The 23989-nt window shown below is 38.7% G+C and carries 15 protein-coding genes; 8 read left to right on the forward strand and 7 right to left on the reverse strand.

The window, feature by feature from the left end; translation table 11 throughout:
• The 8 genes from BXY_RS20420 to BXY_RS20455 all read left to right on the forward strand — a co-directional run.
• Positions 1 to 667: RagB/SusD family nutrient uptake outer membrane protein (locus BXY_RS20420; RefSeq protein WP_208946876.1), on the forward strand; the 667-nt coding region annotated here is incomplete at its 5' end.
• An 18-nt stretch (positions 668 to 685) separates the two neighbouring features.
• Positions 686 to 2383, forward strand: a complete 1698-nt coding sequence (locus BXY_RS20425; protein WP_004308394.1) for a DUF5018 domain-containing protein — start codon at positions 686 to 688, stop codon at positions 2381 to 2383.
• A 94-nt stretch (positions 2384 to 2477) separates the two neighbouring features.
• Positions 2478 to 3476: a phosphodiester glycosidase family protein gene (locus BXY_RS20430; protein ID WP_004307225.1), complete on the forward strand. Its 999-nt coding sequence runs from the start codon at positions 2478 to 2480 to the stop codon at positions 3474 to 3476.
• Positions 3477 to 3529: 53 nt separating this feature from the next.
• Positions 3530 to 4933: an alpha amylase family protein gene (locus tag BXY_RS20435; RefSeq protein WP_004297568.1), complete on the forward strand. Its 1404-nt coding sequence runs from the start codon at positions 3530 to 3532 to the stop codon at positions 4931 to 4933.
• A 22-nt stretch (positions 4934 to 4955) separates the two neighbouring features.
• Positions 4956 to 6389, forward strand: coding sequence for a calcineurin-like phosphoesterase C-terminal domain-containing protein (locus tag BXY_RS20440; protein ID WP_015532837.1), 1434 nt, complete (start codon positions 4956 to 4958; stop codon positions 6387 to 6389).
• 7 nt (positions 6390 to 6396) lie between these two features.
• Positions 6397 to 9051 (forward strand): alpha amylase family protein, encoded by a 2655-nt coding sequence (locus BXY_RS20445; RefSeq protein WP_032846667.1) that lies wholly within the window; start codon positions 6397 to 6399, stop codon positions 9049 to 9051.
• Positions 9048 to 10460 (forward strand): DUF5009 domain-containing protein, encoded by a 1413-nt coding sequence (locus BXY_RS20450; RefSeq protein ID WP_015532839.1) that lies wholly within the window; start codon positions 9048 to 9050, stop codon positions 10458 to 10460. The genes BXY_RS20445 and BXY_RS20450 overlap by 4 nt, the downstream gene beginning before the upstream one ends.
• 549 nt (positions 10461 to 11009) lie before the next feature.
• Positions 11010 to 12059, forward strand: coding sequence for an SGNH/GDSL hydrolase family protein (locus BXY_RS20455; RefSeq protein ID WP_008022018.1), 1050 nt, complete (start codon positions 11010 to 11012; stop codon positions 12057 to 12059).
• A gap of 44 nt (positions 12060 to 12103) precedes the next feature.
• Here BXY_RS20455 and BXY_RS20460 read toward each other — a convergent pair whose 3' ends face one another.
• The 7 genes from BXY_RS20460 to BXY_RS20490 form a co-directional block, all read right to left on the reverse strand.
• Positions 12104 to 14413 (reverse strand): beta-N-acetylhexosaminidase, encoded by a 2310-nt coding sequence (locus BXY_RS20460; RefSeq protein ID WP_208946877.1) that lies wholly within the window; start codon positions 14411 to 14413, stop codon positions 12104 to 12106.
• 70 nt (positions 14414 to 14483) lie between these two features.
• Positions 14484 to 15902, reverse strand: coding sequence for an FISUMP domain-containing protein (locus BXY_RS20465; protein WP_015532843.1), 1419 nt, complete (start codon positions 15900 to 15902; stop codon positions 14484 to 14486).
• Between the two features lie 29 nt (positions 15903 to 15931).
• Entirely contained in the window at positions 15932 to 17008 is a 1077-nt protein-coding gene (locus BXY_RS20470; RefSeq protein ID WP_004319062.1) for a DUF4855 domain-containing protein, read from the reverse strand.
• Between the two features lie 11 nt (positions 17009 to 17019).
• The gene (locus tag BXY_RS20475; protein WP_004319058.1) at positions 17020 to 18399 is read right to left on the reverse strand and encodes a DUF4855 domain-containing protein; all 1380 of its coding nucleotides are present in this window, start codon (positions 18397 to 18399) and stop codon (positions 17020 to 17022) included.
• Between the two features lie 60 nt (positions 18400 to 18459).
• Positions 18460 to 18954: a DUF1735 domain-containing protein gene (locus BXY_RS20480; RefSeq protein WP_004319047.1), complete on the reverse strand. Its 495-nt coding sequence runs from the start codon at positions 18952 to 18954 to the stop codon at positions 18460 to 18462.
• 14 nt (positions 18955 to 18968) lie between these two features.
• Entirely contained in the window at positions 18969 to 20843 is a 1875-nt protein-coding gene (locus tag BXY_RS20485) for a RagB/SusD family nutrient uptake outer membrane protein (protein WP_015532846.1), read from the reverse strand.
• Positions 20844 to 20849: 6 nt separating this feature from the next.
• Positions 20850 to 23957: a SusC/RagA family TonB-linked outer membrane protein gene (locus BXY_RS20490; protein WP_004319044.1), complete on the reverse strand. Its 3108-nt coding sequence runs from the start codon at positions 23955 to 23957 to the stop codon at positions 20850 to 20852.
• Positions 23958 to 23989: the final 32 nt, after the last annotated feature.

Raw genomic sequence — 23989 nt, forward strand, 5'->3', positions numbered from 1 at the left:
TGAAGGTACTACAACGACTCCTCCTTATGATAAACTAGAACCACGCTTTAAAGCTACCATTCTTTATAATGGAGCAACATGGAAAGGCAGACCGATAGAATCTTTCGTAAACGGTACTGATGGTTGGGCTGCATGGAAAACAGATGCCAAACCGGAAGGACGTTCTACTACCGGGTATTATTTACGTAAACTGGTAGATGAAGCTCATAATTTTACTTCCATACAAGCCAGTACACAGCCATGGACAGAAATTCGTTACGCAGAGGTATTACTGAATCATGCAGAAGCATGTTATCATCTGAATGGCTATACGGATAAGGCAAATAAAGACATAAAAGATATTCGTAACAGAGTGGGATTGTCTTACACAGACAAAAGTGGGGATGATTTAATGAAAGCCATCCGTCAGGAACGCAAAGTAGAACTTGCTTATGAAGGACATTATTATTGGGACATGCGTCGTTGGAAATTATCTGCGACAGCATTTACCGGTATTCGTCTTCATGGAATGAAAATAGAGAAAAATGCAAATGGGTCTTTCACTTACATTTATACAGAATGTGATGATAAAGATCGTAATTTCCCGACTAAGATGTATCGTTTCCCAATGCCACAGGCAGAGTTGGACAATAACGGTGCGGTAACTCAATATGCAGAATGGCAATAAATCTAAAATGAAAACATTATGAAAAAGAATATATTATATCTATTATTAGGGATTTTGGCTCTCACGAGTTCTTGCCAGGATCCGGAATATGTGCTTCCTACTGCGGACAGACAGGGAATCACGAGCTTGACTGCACTCTTTACTTCTGGGCCATACGTGGATAAAGAGGCTGTGGTATATACTATTGCAGATGCTTCTGTAGATAAGTATGTAATTCCTATGCCATGGTATTATCCGGAAAATAGTGATAATGAAACTTCAGAATATATGAAAGCGATGAGGATTCAGGCAAAGTTGGCACCAAACTGTACTATTGAACCGGTTCTTTCAATTCTCGATCTGACTAAAGAGAATTATTTCACTTATACAGACGCTCAAGGATATAAGAAACAAATCTGCATCACAGGCGAAAGAGTTAAGTCTACTAAGTGTCAGTTATTAAGTTTCTCAATACCGTCTGAAGACATTACAGGTATTATTGATGAAGACCACAAAACTGTATCTTTAATCTCTGCGGAAGATTTATCTTCTTGCTTGGCAGATTATTCACTGTCGGCTCATGCGACCATGTCACCGGATCCTAAAACAGAGCCTCTTAATTTTAATTCACCTGTTGAGCTTACAGTGATTGCTCACGATGGAGTGACAAAGCAAACTTATACTATTCAAAAAGCAGTACCGGATAAGATTCCTTACGGATATAGAAAAGGTAGTGAGACAGAATTATTTAAATTGGATATGGGAGTTATCGGCTTACCTTGGACTGGAGCAAATGCACCTTCTTTAGCTGTTTCCGGAAATAATCTGGTAGTTTGCTTGGGTGATGGTACCACAACTCCTGCATATTACAATGCATCTACGGGAAATAAGATTGGTAATGTAACTTTGGGTAGTGTGAGTGTTGCATCTTTAGGATGTATGACAAGTGATAGTAGGGGAAATATATTATTAGCAACGAAGGCTACTAATGGCAAGTCTTTCTCAATCTATAAGACTTCTTCTGTTACGACTGCTCCAACTTTATTGACTACTTATACTAATAATACAGGGTTAGATATGGGTACGAAAGTGTCTGTTCAAGGAGATATTAATACTAATGCCTCTATTATTGCTACTTGTGACGGAACAGCCAGTTCAGGTTCCAATAAGTTTGTTCGTTGGATTATAACAGACGGTGTATTGGGAAGTCCTCAAGTAGTAACAGTGAATGGTGTAGGTAATTGGGGAGCTCCCGCATCAAACACTAAAGTTGTGACTAAAGGAACTACTGCTCAAAGTGATTATTTTTTGTCATACTATGATTCTAACATTCTTTATTGGGTGAATGGAACAAATAATAATGCAAGTAAATCTCTGGAAGACTCCGACAATGGTAATTCTTGGGCAATGAATAACAACTGTCTGGATACAAGAAGCTTTAATAATGCACAATATCTTGTATTGGTATGTACAGCTCATTTCCCGCAATGGGGTGGAACTCCATGCTTATATATGTATGATGTAACGTCAGACGGATCATTCACAGGTACAATATCTACTTCAGATGCTCTGTCATTCAATCCTTCACTTTCCTCATACAATTCATCCGATGGTGTAGCTGCAACAGGTGATGTATTGCTTGCTCCGACAACAGATGGATATAAGCTCCGTGCTTACTACGTGGATAACAACTGTAAGGTTATCGGAGGATATGAGTTTGATTGTATCGACAAATAATTAATTGATCTCTTTATCTCATATATGATGAGAAAATACCCATTCATCATATATGGGATAAAGAAATCTGTAAATCATTTAAAGGAGTAGCTATATGTCAACAAAGAAAAAAATGTTATGGTTATTATCATTACTGCCTTTTTTCATAGCATGTGGTGATGATAACACTGATATCCCGGATTGGCCATGGGCGGAGCCGGAGACTCCAACTGAACCTGTTGAAGCCAATCCTGATATTGTAAATTTAGGCTGGGCCAATGTGAAAAGCACTTATGGAACCTTGCCTGAACATATCAACGTATATAAATCACCAGAAACACTGGAAGGCAAAAAAGCGATAGCTTATATTGCGGTAGGTGATATGAGTAAGGCAGCATTTGGTGTATTAGGAGAAAAGACTGGATTGAAAAAGCCAAAAGAATTTTATGAAGAGAACAACTCCACAATTGTAATCAATGGAGGTTTCTTCTATGAGGGGTCATTAAGCCTAATATGGCGTAACGGTGAAATGGTGTGTAAGAACAATGATGTAACAGCAGAAGATTGGACTAACGGTCCATTCTGGTATCCTGTATTAGCTGCATTCTGTGAGATGAACGATGGCTCATTCAAATCAATGTGGACTTACACAACACTATCCAATGTTACTTATTGGTATTCGGAGCCCTCACCGGTAAAATCAGAAACAACTCCTAATGAAAATTTTCCGTCTACAGGAACTGTCTTAAATGCTAAAACAGGAATAGGCGGTGGCCCCGTACTTCTGTTGGATGGAAACATAAAGAATACATACGAAGAAGAAATTTTATCAGATATTGGCGCCACGGTGAACAGACCTCGTTCGGCTATTGGTATCACCAATGATAAGAAAATGATTCTTTTTGTGTGTGAAGGAGATGGAATGACAACGGGAGTTGCCGGTATGACCACCGAAAATGTAGCTAATATCATGAAAACACTGGGATGTACGGATGCTATCAATTTGGATGGCGGTGGTTCCAGTTGCATGTTAGTCAATGGGCAAGAGACTATCAAGACAAGTGACTCCAGCGGAGACGAAAGATCCGTAGCATCAGTAGTCACTCTTAAATAAAAAATGTACTGCGGATATATCAGGCAGTATATACCTAATAAAACAAGTATGATATGAGAAAATTTCTAAAAATACTAATACTGACTTTCTTGGGAGCAGTTACAATAACCTCCTGTAGTGATGATTCTGATGGAATTCCCGGATGGCCGTGGAACGATAATTCGACAGAAAAGCCGGACGAGCCGGATGTTGCAGAAGCTAAGCCACGATATATTTGGATTGATGCGGCTGCTAATTTTCCTGACTATGCCAATAGTAAGGAAAACATAGCCAAAGATATGGAAAAGATAAAAGCGGCAGGATTCACTGATATTATTGTCGATGTACGTCCCACTACAGGAGATGTATTATTCAATACTAATGTTGTAGATCAGGTGAAACGTATGGATGTATGGGGTAATTCCGGATATAGTTATTATGAAAGGACGGAAACTTGGGATTATTTACAGGCATTTATTGAGGAGGCTCGTATACAAGGATTAAAAGTGAATGCTTCTATCAATACATTTGTAGGAGGCTATTTATGTCCGTATAATTTAGGACATGATGGAGTCTTGTTCCGTGATGAATCAAAAAAAGGATGGGCTAGTGTAGCTAATCTAGCTGACGGGCTAACCAATACGATGGATTTGTTGGACGATGAAACCGATTATGGAGCGAAATTTTTCAATCCCGCTAATGATGATGTACAAAACTTTGTTTTACAGTTGTTGGCCGACTTGGCTAAATATGATTTGGATGGCATCATATTGGATCGTTGTCGTTATGATGACTATGGCTTAGAAAGCGATTTTTCAGATATTTCCAAACAGAAGTTCGAAGAATACATCGGTGAAACTGTAGCAAACTTCCCGGCAGATATTATGGCACCCGGTACGGATGAAATACCTTCTGACCAGCCTGTTTATTTTAAGAAGTGGTTGGAATTCAGAGCGAAAGTTATTCATGATTTCATAGTAAAGGCACGCGAGAAAGTTAAATCTGTCAATAACAATATCAAGTTTGGAGTTTATGTTGGTGCCTGGTATTCAACATACTATACATCAGGCGTGAACTGGGCCAGCCCTAAATACAACACCTCCGCTTATTATCCGAAATGGGCTACTTCCGATTATAAGAATTATGGATATGCGGACCATTTGGACTATATCTTTTTGGGTGCTTATGCTTCCGTGAACAATATATATGGAAGTGGCGAATGGACCATGGAAGGTTTTTGTAAGAATGGACGTGAACTGTTACAAGGAGATGTACCTTTTGCAGGCGGACCAGATATCGGTAACAGTACCGGATGGACTGACGGAGGACAATCTGCAAAAATTCCGGATGCTATTGATGCTTGTATCAGTAATAGTGACGGCTTCTTTGCCTTCGACCTTTGCCACGTTAAGAAATACGACTATTGGAACGCTTTTAAAACAGGCTTTGATAAATATCTGGAATCTATCGAAGAATGAGGTTTGAACTAACCAACTAATTATGAAAATATATTTATTACAATTCTTTTTATTAATAGGTCTGGGCTTGAATTTACAAGCCCAGATTCCTTCTAACCCTATTCGCGGGAAAGTAACCTGTAATGGGACAGGAGTCCCGGGGGTAGTAGTGACCGACGGAATAGGCTGTGTGTTGACTGACCAACAAGGCCAATATACTCTCCCCCCTAATAGGAATGTGCGTTTCATTTATTTATCCACTCCTTCCGGATATTTACCGAAAACAGAACAAACAATACCTTTATTCTATCAGAAGCTGAATCCGGCCAAGCAAGATATTTACGACTTCGAATTGGTAAGAAATCCGCAAAATGAGATCAATCATTTGTTTTTGGTGCAGGCAGATGCGCAGGTTACTTCCGAAGATGACGTAAAGGCTTATGCTAAATATCTGCAAGATATGAAAGAATATATTCGTCTGTATATGGGCAAAAAAGAAGTATTCGGCATAGATTGTGGGGATATCGTAGGAGATACTCCTTCTTTATATCCTTCCTATATAGATACGGTATCATCATTAGAGATTCCCATCTATCGGGCAATTGGTAATCACGACATGACGTATGGAGGGCGTACTTTTGAATATTCTTATCGCACTTTCGAAAGTTATTTCGGTCCTATCTACTATTCATTAAATAAAGGTAATGCTCATTATATCGTGCTTGACAATTGCTTTTATGTCAACCGTGATTATCAATATATAGGTTACATTGATGAACGTACTTTCCAATGGCTGGAGAAAGACCTCTCTTATGTGCCCAAAGACAAACTTGTCTTTGTAGTGATGCATATTCCTTCCAGTCTTCAGAAGAAGCTAAGATATAACACGCTAGATCAAGATGAAACGGTCAATACAGCTGCACTATATAAATTATTGGAAGGTTATAATGCCCACATCATTTCCGGACATACACATTTTAATGTAAACGTATGTTTTAATGACTCATTAATGGAACATAACACAGCTGCCGTATGCGGTACTTGGTGGCGTGCAGATATTAATGTGGATGGTACTCCGAGGGGATATGGGGTATATGAAGTAGACGGGAACCAAGTGAAATGGCTATATAAAAGTGCAGGCTACCCGAAAGAGCATCAATTACATGTATATCAGGCCGGATCATCTGACGAGTACCCTTCCGATATTATTGCTAACGTATGGAACTGGGATGAACAGTGGAAAGTGGAATGGTATGAAAACGGAAAGCGAATGGGAGAAATGCAACGCTACAAAGGATATGATCCTGCAGCCAAAGCAATCTGTTCTGACAAAGAAAAGGTGAAATATGAATGGATTTCCCCAGTTCTTACCGAACATCTATTTCATGCTACTCCCCGTAATAAAAATGCTAAAATAGAAGTGAAAGTAACAGATCGCTTCGGCAATGTGTATACTGAAGCTGTCGAAAACAAATAAGAATCATATGTTGAAAGCCAAATATTTTATATTATTGATATGCTTCTCCTTTCTCCTGAAAACAGAAGCGAAAGTAACCCTTACTTCCATTTGGGGGGATAATATGGTGTTACAGCAACAATCGGAAGTTACTTTTTCCGGAACAGCGACTTCGGGAAAACGTGTGCAGGCTACCGCTTCATGGAATAATAAAAAAATCCAAACGAATGTTGATGCAAAAGGTGAATGGAAACTTTCTCTCCAAACACCGGTAGCTGGAGGTCCGTATAGTATTACGTTCTCGGATGGAGAGGACCTCACATTGCAGAATATTTTAATAGGAGAAGTCTGGTTCTGTTCCGGACAGTCGAATATGGAAATGCCAGTGAAAGGATTCCGTGGACAGCCTGTGTTTGGTTCCCAGCCATACATTGTATCTGCTAATCCCAAACGTCCACTGCGTCTCTATACTGTAAAAAATGCCTGGAGTACCATTCCACAGGAAGCTGGGGTGGACGGAGAATGGAAAGAAGCCTCTCCGGAAGATGTTGCTGATTTCAGTGCAACTGCCTATTTCTTTGGCAATCAGTTACAGCAATCTTTGGATGTTCCTGTCGGTCTGATACATTGTTCCTGGAGCATGTCAAAAATAGAGGCTTGGATGAATAAAGAGACTTTATCGGGCTTTCCGGAAATAGCATTGCCTGATGTAATACAGAGAGAGTTCGGGTGGACGGCAGGGACTCCTACATTATTGTGGAATGCAATGGTGAATCCATGGAAAGGATTTCCTGTTAAAGGAGTGATTTGGTATCAAGGTGAAGCAAACACACCCGATCCCGGATTATATAAGAGATTATTTCCTGCAATGGTTTCTCAATGGAGAACATTCTTCAACAATCCCCAAATGCCATTTTATTACGTACAGATTGCACCATGGAAATCGGAAGGCAATGATAAACTGGATTGGGCTTGGTTCCGCCAGTGTCAGTTGGAGTTGATGTCAGCTGTTCCAAATGTTGGAATGGTGACCACAGGTGATGCCGGGAGTGAAAACTTTATTCATTCGCCCTATAAGATAAAGGTCGGTGAACGACTGGCTTATTGGGCATTGGCAAAAACGTATCATCGTAAAGGTATTCAATATTCCGGTCCTATATACAAATCCCACCGAGTAAAAGGGAATGTAGTAGAAATAGACTTTGAACATGGTGAAGAAGGATTGATCCCGGAAAATCAAAACGTGAAAGGATTTGAAATAGTGGGGACGGATGGTATATTCCGACCGGCCAAAGCGGAAATTATCAATGGTTCTTCTACTGTAGAGGTCTGGAATGATTCGATCAATGCCCCCATAGAGGTACGTTATTGTTTCCGGAATTATATGTTGGGAGAATTATGCAATAATGCGGCTATTCCTGCTTCTCCTTTCCGGATTGTAATCAAAAAGAAACCTGCGTTAATGTGGTTCGATGCCGAAGCTAACTTCGAACGTTTCAGCCATAAAGACTCGATTGACTATTATTTGGAGAAAATCAAATCAGTAGGTTTCACTCATGCAATAGTGGATATACGGCCCATTACGGGAGAAGTACTTTATCAAAGTCAGTTTGCCCCACAAATGAAAGAGTGGAAAGGCGCAAAGGCCGGGAATTTTGATTATTTGCAATACTTCATTAAAAAAGGGCACGAATTGGGTCTTGAGATTCATGCTTCATTAAATGTATTCTGTGCCGGACACAATTATTTCGATCGTGGAATGGTATATAGTGGACATCCGGACTGGGCATCCATGGTATATACTCCCGATAAAGGCATTATTCCGATTACGGAAGAAAAACAAAAATATGGTGCTATGATTAATCCTCTGAATGAGGAGTATCGTGCGCATATTCTAAATGTACTGAAAGAAGTAGTGACCAAATACCCTGATTTGGATGGCTTGATGCTCGACCGCGTACGCTATGATGGTATAACAGCCGACTTCTCACCGCTTTCACGCGAAAAGTTTGAAGCGTATATAGGTAAGAAAGTGGCGAAGTTCCCCGAAGATATTTTTGTTTGGAAGAAGAATACGGATGGGAAGTTTATCACACAACCGGGAAAGTATTTCCAGAAATGGATGGAATGGAGAACGAAAAACATTACTGATTTTATGGCATTGGCACGTAAGGAAGTGAAAGCCGCCAATCCAAAAGTTTCTTTCGGCACATATACCGGAGCTTGGTATCCGTCTTACTATGAAGTGGGAGTTAATTTCGCCAGCAAAAAGTATGATCCGGCTAAAGACTTCAGTTGGGCCACTCCCGAATATAAAAATTACGGATACGCGGAACTGATCGATTTGTATGCAACCGGAAATTACTATACAGACATAACGATAGAGGAATACAAGAAAACGAACCGCAACATCTGGAACGAGACTGATTCGCAGGCTCAAGCCGGTACATGGTACTGTGTAGAAGGTTCCTGTCAGCACTTGCGTCAGATTCTTAAAGACAACAAGTTTATGGGCGGCATCTTGGTGGATCAGTTCTATGATAATCCGGGGAAATTATCCGAAACAATAGAGATGAACCTTCGTCGATCGGATGGACTAATGGTATTCGATATAGTACACATCATCCAAAAGAATCTTTGGAAAGAAGTAGAAAAAGGAATGCGCGAGGGGGGAGCTTTATGAACAACAGAGCTTTAGCTTTAGATGCCTTACGGGGATATGCAATTATTACGATGGTGCTTTCGGCTACCATCGTAACGCATGTTCTTCCCGGTTGGATGAGTCATGCTCAAACGCCTCCGCCAGATCATGTGTTTAATCCTCTGTTGCCCGGTATTACTTGGGTAGATCTTGTGTTTCCTTTTTTCCTGTTCGCTATGGGAGCCGCGTTTCCTTTTTCCATAAGGAAGCGTGCTGAAAAAGGTGATTCAAAATTAAAACTTGTTTATGAAGCTGTCAAACGGGGGATTCAGTTGACCTTCTTTGCTATTTTCATCCAGCATTTTTATCCGTATATGTTAAGCTCTCCGCAAGATATGAGGGCATGGTTGCTGGCTATACTCTGTTTTGTTGTTCTATTTCCCATGTTCATGCGTATTCCTTTGAAAATGCCGGATTGGGCACATACTTCTATAAAAGTCGGAGCTTACATGGTTGCTGCTATCATGTTGGCTACCACTTCTTATGCGGATGGAAAAACATTCAGCTTATTCTCCAGCAACATCATAATTTTGCTGCTAGCTAACATGGCTATTTTCGGTTCTATCCTTTACATTTTCACAATGAATAATCGTTGGATACGTTTAGGAATTCTAATATTGCTAATGGCTATGATATTAGGGAGTACAGTGGATGGTTCTTGGACACAGAGTGTATTTAATTATACTCCTCTGCCGTGGATGTATCGGTTTGACTATTTGAAATACTTATTTATCGTTATTCCCGGCAGTATAGCCGGGGAGTATTTAGCGGAGTGGATGAAAGCATATCAAAAAGAAACGGATGATTATGCTACATCTCCTTATCGTAAAATGAGTATCATGTTGATGATATTATCCGTTGTTATCATCATTAGCAATCTTTACGGCCTATACACTCGTAATTTGGTTGTTAATCTTGTGGTTACTGTTTTATTGTTATTAGCTGGCAAGTGTATATTTCTACGTAAAGTGGATGGAATAGCTCTATTGTGGAAAAAGTTGTTTAATGCAGGAGCATATTTACTTCTTCTGGGTTTGTGTTTTGAACCTTTTCAGGATGGTATTAAAAAAGATCCAACTACTTTTAGTTATTTCTTTGTCACTTCCGGGTTAGCTTTTCTGGCCCTTTTATTTCTAAGTATCGTTTGTGATTATTTCCGGTGTATCAAAAGTACTCGTTTTTTGGTGATGTCCGGTCAGAATCCGATGATAGCTTATGTGGTCGGAGATTTGCTGATTATGCCATTGATTAATCTACTTGGACTTGCTTCATTGCTATCTTATTTTCAACAAAATGCCTGGCTAGGTTTTCTCCAGGGAGTAATCCTTACTTCTTTGGCTGTGTTAGCAACTATGTTCTTCACTAAAATCAAATGGTTTTGGAGAACATGATTTTCAAAAGAATATTTTCTCGTTTATATTTATGTCTGTTTTGTAACCCTAGGAAATATTGATCATTTGCAACCGATCCTATTCCTCCAGGATGCCATACAATACATATATATATCATTCCTAGTTTATACATAGTAAAGTTACTATTCATTAGATACAAACTTCTTTTGATTAGAGGCTAAAGTTATGTTTGATAGATGGCAAACTTTAATTGCAAGCTTGCATTTAAAGATTGAGATTAGCTAAAAAAAGTTTACTATGTATGCAAAAGAAGTTTGGACTTCATTGAAAGGAAGTTTTCTATGTATGAACTGGAAGCAGCCACCTTTATCGAAGGTGTCAATCTCGCACCACAATCAGTATAACAATTAAAAAAAATGATTATCTTTGTCGCACTCTAGGCAGAAACATGACAGAAGGATTAGCAGTGCTAATCATTGCCAACGTAGCTAATGCAATGAAAACAATAAAGGCAGTGACGGCAAACAAAGGAAAGTGCTGACCGCTGCCGGAATTAAATAGATGATGAAACAATTCTTTCTTTTCACAATGTTGTGCCTGTTCGGCATACAGTTGCAGGCACAACAACTGACGTACTATGATGCGTCATGCTTTCCCCTTTTAGGAAAAGCAACACAAGACACAGGGGCAAGATATGAGAGACTACCGGATTCTCTCAAAAACATTTCTCGTTCCCCTTTATGGAATTTGAGTCGTAATTCGGCAGGAATGGCGATACGATTTCGTAGTAACTCTACCCGAATAGCGTTGAAATGGGAGAATCTCTTTAACAATCACATGAATCACATGACTGATACAGGAGTAAAAGGACTTGATTTATACTGTTGGGAAAGCAACGGAAAGTGGAGATTTGTAAACAGTGCCCGCCCGAATGGAAAAACGAATCAAGCAACGATCATTGCCAATATGCAACCCCAAGAAAGAGAATATATGCTTTATCTTCCTCTTTATGATGGCCTTGTTTCTTTGTCTATAGGAGTGGACTCGTTATCCACCATCGATCAGCCTTTCATTGATTATCCGATCCGCAAAAGGCCGGTTGTATTTTATGGCACCAGCATTCTTCAAGGGGGGTGTGCTTCACGTCCAGGAATGGCACATACCAATATCATATCGAGAAGACTGAACCGTGAATGTATCAACTTGGGATTTAGTGGAAATGCACTTTTAGACTTGGAAGTGGCCAAAGTGATAGCCGAAGTAGATGCCAGTGTTTTTGTTTTAGATTTTGTGCCTAATGCTTCTGTAGAACAGATGAAAGAACGGATGGAAACATTTTATCGTATCATTCGTAGTAAACATCCGGATACGCCAGTCATTTTTATAGAAGATCCTATTTTCACTCATACGCTTTATGATGAAAGAATAGCTAAAGAAGTGCAAAGAAAGAATGACACATTAAAGGAAATATTCAACCGGCTAAAGAAAGAAAATGAAAAGAATATCATTTTTATCTCTTCCAAAAATATGCTGGGAGAAGATGGGGAAGCTACAGTTGACGGCATACATTTCACAGATTTAGGTATGATGAGATATGCTGATTTAGTTTGTCCGATCATTAAGAAAGCAATAAAATAATGACGCTATGCCAACAACATGGCGTCATTATTTTAGATCTCATTCTATTGAATTCCTATCTCACTAACAAACATCCAAGGAACAAGAGTAGAGGCCTTTGATACAGAAGCATTTGCTTGAATCTTAACAAAACGTGCCTTTGTAGATTCAAAGTCTAGTTGATGTTGGGATACACTGGCTTCTTTTCCCTGTTTTGCTATTATTCTTTCTTCTTTTACACATTGATAATATTTTCCATCATCAGAAACAAAGACAGAAATTAAATCCGGGTCCAAGATATTATCACTTATCACCGAAAGGTTAGTAAAAAGTAACTTACTAATGCTCGTTTGTTGTCTAAGATCAATGACTGCTTCAAACCCTTTAGGAAAACCTAACCATCGGGCATCGTCAGGACGCGTAGAACCGATAATGCCATCCACTAGCATTGAAGCTCCACCATATACATGCATGCGGCTTAACTCTGAATGTAATGTCACAGGTTTAAATGTCGCTTTATTACAATCAACTTTTAAACTCGAAACCTGTGACATTTGATTATTCCGATATGCCATAGCTTTCAAAGTTACACTACTATCTATTTTCAATACTCCTTTATATAAATAACTATTTCTATCGGGAAGACTTCCATCTAAAGTGTAAAAAATAGAATCATTCCCCAGAGTAGAAAGAGAAACTTCCAAATCTCTATTTTTTATATCAACCTTATCTGTAACAGATACATCCAGAATATGACGCGCGTAGTTATATCCATACAAGTCATATATATCAATGATTTGTGGTAAACGGGATAAAAAATCCAGATAGTTTTTCTTTTCCGGCATTGTCCATTGAACTTCGGAGAGGGCAGCAAGCCGTGGCAGAATCTGATACTGGCGTATCCGTTCGTTAGGCATATACTCGCACCAGACATTGGCTTGAACCCCTATTATATGTTTTTTTTCATTATCTGTCAGTCCTTCAGGTAATGGTTCAAATGAATATACCCTTTCTACATTTATATATCCGCCTACCGGTATTTCTTCTTTACTACTATCTAAGGTCTGGCTATAATCAAAATACATGTGAGTGGCAGGTGCCATGATGACATCATGATTCAATCTCGCAGCTTCTATTCCTCCGGAAATGCCTCGCCATGACATTATAACAGAACCATCCATGGGCATTCCTTCCAATATTTCATCCCATCCAATAACTTGTTTCCCTTTAGAATGCAGGTATTGGGCTATTTCTCCCATAAAATAGCTTTGCAAATAATCCTCTTTAGAAAATCTGGAATCACTTTTTAAATGAAGCTGTTTAATTTTGCCCTGACATTTCGAACATGCCTGCCATCGCTCTTTGACGCACTCGTCTCCTCCTATATGAATATATTTTCCGGGAAACAGCTCGCATACTTCATCCATCACGTCTTTAAACAACTGAAGGGATTGCTCATTTCCTGCACAAATTACATCTTTAATAACTCCCCATCGGTTAGCCACTTTATATTCTTTTTCAATACATCCTAACTCTGGATAGGAAGCTAACACTGCAGATGTATGTCCCGGCAAGTCTATTTCCGGAATGATGGTAATATATCTTTCGGCCGCATACGCAATAACGTCTTTTATTTGGTCTTGAGTATAAAAACCTCCATGACGTTGATTGTCTGTGGGATAATCATTACCACCTATATAGCGTCCCACCACAGTATTATCACGCCATGCGCCTATTTGTGTTAAAAGAGGACGTTTCTTTATCTCCATTCGCCAACCTTGATCGTCTGTCAAATGCCAATGGAATACATTTAAGTTATGCAAAGCCAGGATATCAATCGTTCGTTTCACCATTTCTACATCCGAGAAATGTCTACTCACATCAAGCATCATTCCTCTGTATGCAAATCTGGGATAATCTTTGATTTCCGTTGCCGGAAAATGAACTTCGGAAACTTCTTGCACAGGTATTGATTTAACAAGCGTCTGCATTGCATAAAATGCTCCGGATGGAGTCACAGATTGTATATGAATCTCGGAGGAATCAATATTGATTTGATAAGCCTCTTTATGGGTATGTTTCAATCCCAGTTCAAAGATGACGACATTTGCTCCTTCTTTCTTATCGCCCTGTTCTACTTGAAGATTGAGGTTGGCGTTACGCTTTACTGTCGTGGAAAATTGATTAGCGATACCCTTTAACGCTAAATCTTTAAAGAAAATCCGAGTAGCAGAATTCATAGTAAAGCTTCTCTCTGTTTTCTTTAAACTAATTTGTTGGGGCAATGGAATGACTTTATAAGATGCGTCAGAATATTTCTGCGTACATGCAAAAAGTAAAGAAGAGAATAATAGTGTTATAATTGATTTCTTCATACGTAAAAATAGATAAAAGTCTGCTCTAGTTTTGTTATTAACTAGAACAGACTTCTTAAGAATTTAACAATTAATATTTAATGCAACGTATAGCGTATCCTAAAGTAAATCCTCCTTCTGTTTGCAAAAGGCTACTACTTTCACTGGCATTTAGATTGAATCGTCCTAATCCTTCACCGTAAGTCGTTGAAGACAAATAGAATACATGGGCTTTTATTCCATCTGGAGCCAAAGTTCCGTCTCCATTTCCATATCCTATGCCATAAGCAGAGAAACCGGAGATATTAGTCCCCCCCTTATAGTCATACCAGACATTCCAGTTTTCACCAAAACCCGTAACCTTCAGCTTACTTCCAACATCTACCGTATTTGTCCCTGACAGATAACTAACTAACGAACTCCATTTTTCATTGGAAGGAATAGTAAAACCTTCCGGAGAAATAGCATCAGCAAAGGCACCGCTCAAATATCCACATGCGACGGCATTATATAAAAATCCTGCATCCGGGTTTTCCGGTGAACTAGATTCCCTATAAGCAGCAGTAGTCTTCCATGCATCAGCTCCTGTTATGCCCGTTGCAATGTCACTTCCATTGGCTAGTTTTGTAGTCTTCAGGTTATATTGCATCCAATATTGTGTTCCTATTTTTACTATACCATAATTATTGCCACTGGCATCTGTTGCATAATAAGGCGCAGTGGTTAACGTTTCATCACTAAGTGCTTCTACTGCTTTTATCTCACCGGAATTGCTAATAGATAAGAACTGGGCAGGAGCGGCCTTTGTACCAGCAATATAACTGGATATAGAATTAGCCGATTTGTCAAAGGCCACACTTCCATTATGAATGGGTTCTGAACTTACGTTAAAGACTTCGGTTGGCATATCCTCTTCATATACCTGATCCAAAACAGAAACTACAAATCCGCGAGTTAAATCAGCACTATTGCCTACTATTGGATATACGACGATAGCCTGTTTGTCAATATTGCCAGAAGAACATAAGTACTCGCGACAGATTTCACCTACCTGCGTATTTCCATCCATCAATTTATATACAAAAGTCTTATCTGTCCCTGTAAAGGTAGGAACAGTGAAGGTTTTAGGCTTTGCTTCCGGTGCTGGGGCAGCATCTTGTTTTACACGTATACGACTTCTTGCATCATTTAGTTTCACTGTTAATGTGGTAGAACGCTCTTGTTGGTCTACATTTTCATCCACTACAATTTTTACTGAATTATTTGCTGTGGATACATGGGCCCATGTTTCATCTCCAGTAGTGACTGAAGCCACAAAAGTATTTTCACTTGCCGTTACATTGATTGTTTTAGCCTCTCCTTCGTAAGTGAAAATCAAATCATCTTGCGGTACAGATAAAATCGTTTCGTCATCAGTAGCATATTCATCATTATCATCATCACAAGCAACAAATGCAGTTGTGATGAACAAAAGGCATAAAATCGAAAATAAATCTTTAAAATGTTTCATAATATAAGTATTGTTAAGTGAGTAATCTGTTATTTTTCACCTCTGATATGTTGTCTTTTCACAACAATGTCGGCAAACCAATTATATAAATCATTGTCTTCTTTATAGGAAGAAGTTGCCAGGTCATAAACCATGCAGTCTCCAATATAATAAGCTAATGGAATATCATAGAGTGCTCCATATTTTTCATAGGCTTCCATGTACTCATGTAGTCTATCCGCTCTATAGTCCGGGCTTTTCTTTAGTGCTCGTTCATCAAACTCGACTTCCAGATACATCCCTTTTTCTTTGGCAAATTCACAAACTGTCTTCAGGTGCATCGAATCTGGTTTTTGCTCATAAAAGAAATAGTTGGGTTGCTGGTAAGCTACATCAAATTTTAGTTCTTTCCATTCTCCATGCCCATCCGACCCCCAATATGGAATCCAATAGAATTTATAACCCAATGAACGCATATATGCGCCTATTTCATTCAAAATTGTCCGGCTATTGGTGGCTTCTTCCGCTATCCAATAGAACCCATCCAGAGATATATTTTCGAATTGAGCCTTCTTAAAGCGGTCTATCGCATAGTCAATATACCATTTACAAGCATTTATACGATCTGCCTCATTAGAGAAATCAAGCTGCCTACCGTTAAGCTCTCCCCAATCTTTTTGGTTAGGGACAGGCTCTGGCAATGTCAGAACAACCTTACGCGCATGCCGGGGAGCTCCTATTTCTTTTTTTACATCGTCAATACAGCTTTCAATAGCATCCAAAGCTTTACCTTTCTGAAAATACTTATCGCACAAGCCTTTCCATTCACTTTTCCTAGCGGACATGGGCTCATAATAGGAAGCAAAACTACGCCCTTTTCCATCCTTGAATTCTAAAAATAAGAAGCCGTCAAACATCCAATGTAAATCACCTTTTTTATCTCTGTAGGCAACATTTTTCATACATTGTTCTTCATTCCATTCTGTCTGGCGATGTGCACCTCCATAGTACATCAGTACCATATCGGCTATAACACCATTTTCTTTTATGATTGGTTTCTTTCTACTGCTGGCACAAGAAATAGCCAGCAGTGTCAAGAAAGAAAACATAACCAAACTTTTGTTCATATAGCCCATATTTATTTCTCTCCTCTAGCCTTTTGCCTTTTAGAAATCATGGTACACAATTCATTATACAAAGCTCGGTCTTCTTCGTATATAGAGCTTTTTAAGGAATACACCATGCAGTCACTTTGATAATAAGCTATAGGGAAAGATTTGATAATTCCATAAGAATCAAAAGCGCGTAAATAATCACGTAATCTGTCAGCCCGGTAATCTTGACTGTTCTTTTTCAATGCTCTTTCATCAAATTCCATTTCCAGAGCCATATTCTTACTTTTCGCATAGCTAATGACTCTGTCGAAATAGCTTGTATAATCAGGCTTTTGAGCGGGAAAGAAGTAATTTGGTTGTAGGAAAGCAGCATCAAATTTCATACTTTCCCATTCTCCCATACCATCAGTGCCCCAATAAGGAATCCAATAGAATTTTAGATTTTTTGATTTTATATAGTCTGCAACTTGAGGAAGATAGTGCCGATTATCCGTTAATTGTTCTGCTACGAAATAAATGCCATCCAAAGATAAATAATTTAAATTGGCTTCATTAAACTTCTGAATAATGTAATCAACATACCATGAGCATGCGCTGACACAATCAAGTGTTAACGAAAAGTCCATAGCTCTTCCTGATATTTCTCCCCAATCTTTCTGGTCTTTATATGCAGCAGGCATACTGATTATAAGCCTGCGCTTATATTTAGGAGCCCCTAAACGCGTAGCCGACTTTGACAGGATAGAATTTAAGCGAGCGATAGGACCGTCTGCCGCAAAATATTTGTCAACCAATCCCTGCCATTCGGTTTTCCGAGCTCCTAATCCGCCCAGGCCATTTTCAAAATTGCGACCCTCTCCTGTATGTGTTTCCAAAAACAAGAAAGAATCAAAAAGCCAGTTCTCTTTTCCTGCTGGGTCTGTATAAGTGACATTTGCCTGCAATTCTTCTTCTGTCCACCTGGTAGCGCGATGAGAACCACCATAATATAGTAGTGATATATCGTGTACAGGTCCATTCTGCATCACTCCGCCACCTATAGATTCCGGGAGATAGTTTCCAACAATGAGATACCGATAATCTTCACCCTTATATTCCAAATAAATAGGAATAATTTCTGTCAAGTCAAATGTGTTAGAAGTAGAAGATGGAGATTTCATCGTAACGCCAGACGCCAATTCAAGTTCCACAGGAATAGCTGTAGGTGTGCTCCCTATTGGAAAATCAATAGATATTTTATTCATTTCGTTATCAATCCGAATGCTAGTAGGACGCAAATCCCCTCCCACTGTGACCCCGGTAACAAAATCGGTAAAATAGTCATGTTTCACTTCCTCCTTATCATCATCTGTACAAGACAAGAATAAAGGAAATAGAGCTAATAGTAATATTATATTTTTCATAAATAATGTGTTCTATCAATTTATTATTTTAAAAGTATACTTTTGTATAAGTAGAGATACCTATTCTAATATGGGAATTAAAATCATTCTGGAAGAAGTCTCATTCACATCCACATTTCCATCAACATGCAACTTCAGTGGCAATACATACTTTTTTTCACCTCTTTGCTGATATCGTTTTATTATATCACCATCAAAAGTAATCAAGCTTTTATACGACACAGTGGAAGTCGAAAAGTCAAAATTTGTTTTGGAAATAGAATAGCATACATCAGGTATGATTTCAAAAGATGTATTTTCCTCCTCGTTGTAAACTTTTAGCGTCTCTTCGTCCACTTCTATCGAAACGTTTGCCGTTTGTTCACCAATACCCGATTTATACACTGTCACTGTATAATCGGCAAAGTCTCTATAATTTACATATACTTCCTGAACTCCGGACTGGACCAGATATACTTTATCTTTCACCATCCCATCCATTCTATTGTCTTCACAAGCTATAAAAAATGATATACTTGTTACGACCATAATTATTTTAATGATTAAATTTTTCATAACTATATCTTGTTTTAGTTCCAGCCTTCATTTTGGGTAAAGTTCTTCATTTCATTCAGTTGGGTTTGGGCAATAGGGAATAAATGATGTTTTCTTTCGAAAACAATGGGTTGACAAATTTTCGAGGTACGTACCCAAGAACTTTCATAATCAGTTGCCAGCAGATTCAAACCATAACGCAAACCGTTCGCTTCTTTATCAGCTACCATCCATGTACGTAGGTCATAATAACGCAGTCCTTCAAAAGCCAGTTCAACCATTCGTTCCTGACGAATCCATTTGCGCAGCTCTTCCTTACTGTCGACCACTGCCGGATATGCATTTTCCAGTTTACCTAATCCAGCTCTTTCGCGTATCTTGTTTATATATACTAAAGCTTCTTTGGCATCTCTGGCAGGCTTTTCATTGCATGCTTCCGCATAATTCAAATAAATTTCAGCCAAACGCAAATAACTCCACGTGAAAGAACCCCATGTGTTTTTACGAGTATCAATATTAGGATCTGTAAATTTAGTAAATACAAAACCTGTTTTTACATAATCACCGCTGCTATGGGCATAGGATGAAGTACCTCCTGTGAAGAAAGTTACAGGGGCATACTGTTCTTTAGTTCCATCCGGATGGATCCAATACATTCCATTAAAAAATATAGATGCGTAAAAACGTCCGTCTCTTCCTTTCATGCTATTATGTACTTTAATACCTTTGTCTCTATGAGTAGGATGCAGCCAACCGTCAGTGAAACCATTTGCTTCGTAACCTGATTTATCATCTATAATCGGGGAACCGTCTGCTTTATATCCTGTGACTGGATATCTGCCTGAAGCCATCATAGGGTATGCATCGACCAATTTCATGGTGGGAGTATAACCACCCAAGCCCACTCCAAATACTCTTGGGGGAACAACCCGTTGATTCCATACCTCACCATCTTTATAATATCTGGCAATAATTAATTCTTCATTCCATTTCTCGGTAAATACTTCTCGATAGGAATTCATCGCTTTAAGTACAGGGTCTGTTTCCGTCTTGTTAAAATGGAGTTTGTAAACATCCAGATCAATAACCATTTTTGCAGCTTCGGCAGCTTTCGTCCACTTATTCAAATCCTCACCTTGAGGGAAGATTGGTTTACCTTCATGATTGACCATTCCTCTGCCATATCCAATACTACCTCCCCCGTTGAATAAAGGGCGAGCGGCAAAGAGCAAAACTCGGGAACGCATACCTAATGCAGCCCCTTTGGTCATACGGCCCATCCAGGTAGTAGGATCTTGGATTGTTTTAGGTAAAATCTGTGCTGCATCATACATCTCTTTTTCGATAAAGCTTACGCACTCATCAACCGTGTTTCTATCTATTACTTCTGATTTAATGGCTAAATCTGCTATTTGATCATACCAAAGATATATGGGACCATATTGTTTGAATAAATTGAAGTAATAATAAGCTCTAAGAAAACGGGCCTCCGCTTTCATAACTTCCCTTTCTTCTCCCGTCAGCTCTTTGCATTCATCAATATGGGCAATAAATGTAGTCGCTTGATTAATTGCTACATAGTATTTTGACCAAGGATTAAATTTAGGTGTCCATTCACCTCTTACTCCTGTTGTCGACTGATTGTAACTTCCACTATTGACCAATTCATAGTCCATCTTTTCCCAAGAAAAATAAGCATCATCAGCGCAAGGGACAAAAGACTGATCGTATGCATTAATCTCTTCTGGTATATAACCGTAAAGTCCTGCCAGAAAGCGTTCTGTTGTAGGACGTTTGCTGAAAACTTCTTCTATTGTCATCTGATCATTAAAATTATGTTCTAAATAATCAGAACAAGAAAATAAACCTAATGACAAAAAAGCAATTATGATATATCTTAGTTTCTTCATAATATATTAGAAATTAAAGTTTAAACCAATATTAAATACACGCATATTAGGATATGATGAACCTTGTGAATTATCAATTTCCGGATCCCACAATTTAAATTTGGAGAATGTCAACAGATTCGTACCTGATACATAAAACCGTACGAGAGATATTCCCATCTTGTGGCACACTTCTTTGGGCAGCGTATAACCAATTTCTGCGCTTTTCAAACGCATAAAACTTTTGTCCACCTGATTGTGGGTTGAGGGTGCTTTATTGTTTTCACTACCACTGATTGCCAATCTCGGATATTTGGCATTAGGACGGTCGGGTCTCCAATAATTCAACGCAACATCTTGATAAACATTCGAGAATAACTGATTCGTATCAGACATATCGATTGTTTCACCACCTATGAATCCGGTAACATTGCCAATACCTTGAAAGAAGAATGCGACATCAAAATCTTTATAACTAATATTGGCACCAAAACCATAGTTTATTTCCGGAATGGCCGTGCGCCCTATTGCTACATAATCATCAGTATCAACAATGCCGTCTCCATTAATATCTTTGTATTTTAAATCTCCTACTCTCGGGTTACCAATTTGTTTAGGGCTATTTTGTATTTCTGACTCCGTTCTGAAATATCCCAATGCTATATAGCCAAACTGTTGATTCCAGGGCTTACCTATTACATCTTTATATGGGTAGTTCGCTGAAGGTTGATCATCATACAATTTTTTATTTCTATTGTATGTGAAATTACCTCTCACTGAAATATTCCAATCTTTATTGATAGTTTTATAATATTCTAAAGAGGCATCAACACCTTTATTCTCCATCTCTCCTAAATTAAGGTATGGATTAACATTTACACCTACTACTGACGGAACAGCACCCCGTTCAATAAAAATACCAGAGCGACGTTCATGGAAATAATCAACATTCAATTTTAATGAATTATATAGTTCCAACTCAACACCTATATTCATTTTCTTTGCTTCTTCCCAAGAAACATAGGGGTTACCCGGATATCCCGTACCTATACCAGAAATCGGATTTCCACCTGTAGTTCCGAAAGTATAGCCATTCACATCCGCCATTTCCGAATTAAAGGCAAATCGTCTGTTTCCACCAATCTGATCATTACCTATAATACCATAAGAACCTTTAAATTTCAGAACACTGACAATATGAGAGATTGGTTCCCAAAAAGCTTCATTACTGATCATATATCCGATAGCAGCCGACGGGAAAAAACCAAATCGTTTTTTAGGGGCAAAATTTTCTGAACCATTGTAACCAAAGTTTCCTTCAATAAAGTAACGGTCCTTATATGAATAGGTGACACGTCCTGCAATACCTTGATTCCTATATGGTAATGACATTATGTATGAATCCGGAAAGTTATCTGTTTTTTCTCTCATGTTGAATAAGAATAATCCCCCCACACGATGTGCGTTAGCAAAAAGATTTTCGTATGTTAGTGAAGCTTCCAGATAGGTTGTCCGATTTCCTTTATTATCTTTATATAACACCAAGTAATCATTCCCATCATTATTTTTCGTATACATCAGGTTTCCATCCTCATTACGTCCGGTAGCATAGTAAGTAGATGGATTTTTGGACCGATTCAGATGAGCATAATTATATGCATCCCATGAAAACTTTATATTGGCTTTTAACCCTTTAATCCACGGACTGAAGTCTTGTGTCAATCCAATCAAAGATTGAGCATTATTCGTGAATAATTCATTGTATCCATTGAGATTCAACAAATTATATGGATTATCGCCAATAGTAGGACGCGCCACAGTCCCATCACTATACTTTTTGGGGATAGCAATAGGTATTGTTTTAAACGTGTATATCCATAAGCTAGCATTATTATTAGGCTGCTTCTTCACATCGTATTGATTGGACAGATTGATGTTCAATACCGTATTTTTGAACAAATTGATATCCAAATTTGACCTGAAGTTAAATCTGGACCAACTGGAGGCAGGATTATATCCTAACCCCTTATCCGGTCTAAATACTCCATTTTCTTTATAATAAGAACCAGCTACATAATATTTTACCTTTTCTGACCCGCCAGTTACATTTATGTTCACACGTTCACTGGTTGTCGAATTTTTATATATTTCATCCATCCAATTAATATTAGGATACAGATCGGGATCTGAACCATTCAAATACTTAGCCATGGCTTCTGGTGAGTAGAATTCTTCTCCATTCTTATTATCAGCGTATGCAAAATTATACATCTCCATGAACTCTTGCGCATTGGCCATTTTCGGCATCTTAGTGGGTTGCAGTATTGAAAATTCTGCTCGTGCGCTGATTACAGGTTTGCTTCCTTCTTTTCCTTTACGAGTAGTAATCAATACAACGCCATTAGCACCTCGCACGCCATAAATAGCCGTGGCTGTAGCATCTTTTAGAATAGAAAAGGTCTCGATATCTTCCGGATCAACCAGGTTTAAATCTCTTTCAATGCCATCCACAAGAACTAACGGACGATTATTAGCACCAAATGTACTAACGCCTCTAATCCAGAAGTCAGACCCTTCACCCGGTTCACCACTGCGCTGCACGGCAACAACACCAGCCATTTGTCCTGCTAAGACATTACTTAATTTGTTGACGGAGCGATTGATCTTACCAACCGGAAGTCCTGTAATGGCACCTATCACACTGGCTTTCCTTTGGGTACCATAACCAACTACCGTAACCTCCTTTAATTCAGACGTCAAAGGTTCCATTTTGATTGGAATATCCTTACGCCCATTTACTAGAACTACATTTTTCTGATAGCCGATGTACGAGAATTCCAGTTTTTCATCCGGCGCAACCTCGATTGAGTAATTTCCATCTATATCAGTAATTACACCCTTTGTTGATTTCACTGCTAAAATAGAAACTCCGGGAAGGGGTTGATTAAATTCGTCTAATACACGCCCCTGAACTCTAATGGTACTCTTTTGTTGCGTTTCATCAGGTGTTTCCATGGCCATCACTTGCAATGCAGGCAACAACGACAGAAAAATAATGAGTAAAACCGCTTTTGTGGAAAGATGCTTTATATCATTAAAGACTTTCCTTTTTCGATTGTCGATACATGTTCTCATATTATTACATTTATAAAAAAATTATTAGATAT

The sequence above is a fragment of the Bacteroides xylanisolvens XB1A genome, from assembly GCF_000210075.1.
Taxonomy (GTDB): Bacteria; Bacteroidota; Bacteroidia; order Bacteroidales; family Bacteroidaceae; genus Bacteroides; species Bacteroides xylanisolvens.

Coding starts and splice junctions, on each gene's coding strand:
- BXY_RS20425 (WP_004308394.1), top strand. CDS start 686: ATGAAAAAGAATATATTATATCTATTATTAGGGATTTTGGCTCTCACG.
- BXY_RS20430 (WP_004307225.1), top strand. CDS start 2,478: ATGTCAACAAAGAAAAAAATGTTATGGTTATTATCATTACTGCCTTTT.
- BXY_RS20435 (WP_004297568.1), top strand. CDS start 3,530: ATGAGAAAATTTCTAAAAATACTAATACTGACTTTCTTGGGAGCAGTT.
- BXY_RS20440 (WP_015532837.1), top strand. CDS start 4,956: ATGAAAATATATTTATTACAATTCTTTTTATTAATAGGTCTGGGCTTG.
- BXY_RS20445 (WP_032846667.1), top strand. CDS start 6,397: ATGTTGAAAGCCAAATATTTTATATTATTGATATGCTTCTCCTTTCTC.
- BXY_RS20450 (WP_015532839.1), top strand. CDS start 9,048: ATGAACAACAGAGCTTTAGCTTTAGATGCCTTACGGGGATATGCAATT.
- BXY_RS20455 (WP_008022018.1), top strand. CDS start 11,010: ATGTTGTGCCTGTTCGGCATACAGTTGCAGGCACAACAACTGACGTAC.
- BXY_RS20460 (WP_208946877.1), bottom strand. CDS start 14,413: ATGAAGAAATCAATTATAACACTATTATTCTCTTCTTTACTTTTTGCA.
- BXY_RS20465 (WP_015532843.1), bottom strand. CDS start 15,902: ATGAAACATTTTAAAGATTTATTTTCGATTTTATGCCTTTTGTTCATC.
- BXY_RS20470 (WP_004319062.1), bottom strand. CDS start 17,008: ATGAACAAAAGTTTGGTTATGTTTTCTTTCTTGACACTGCTGGCTATT.
- BXY_RS20475 (WP_004319058.1), bottom strand. CDS start 18,399: ATGAAAAATATAATATTACTATTAGCTCTATTTCCTTTATTCTTGTCT.
- BXY_RS20480 (WP_004319047.1), bottom strand. CDS start 18,954: ATGAAAAATTTAATCATTAAAATAATTATGGTCGTAACAAGTATATCA.
- BXY_RS20485 (WP_015532846.1), bottom strand. CDS start 20,843: ATGAAGAAACTAAGATATATCATAATTGCTTTTTTGTCATTAGGTTTA.
- BXY_RS20490 (WP_004319044.1), bottom strand. CDS start 23,957: ATGAGAACATGTATCGACAATCGAAAAAGGAAAGTCTTTAATGATATA.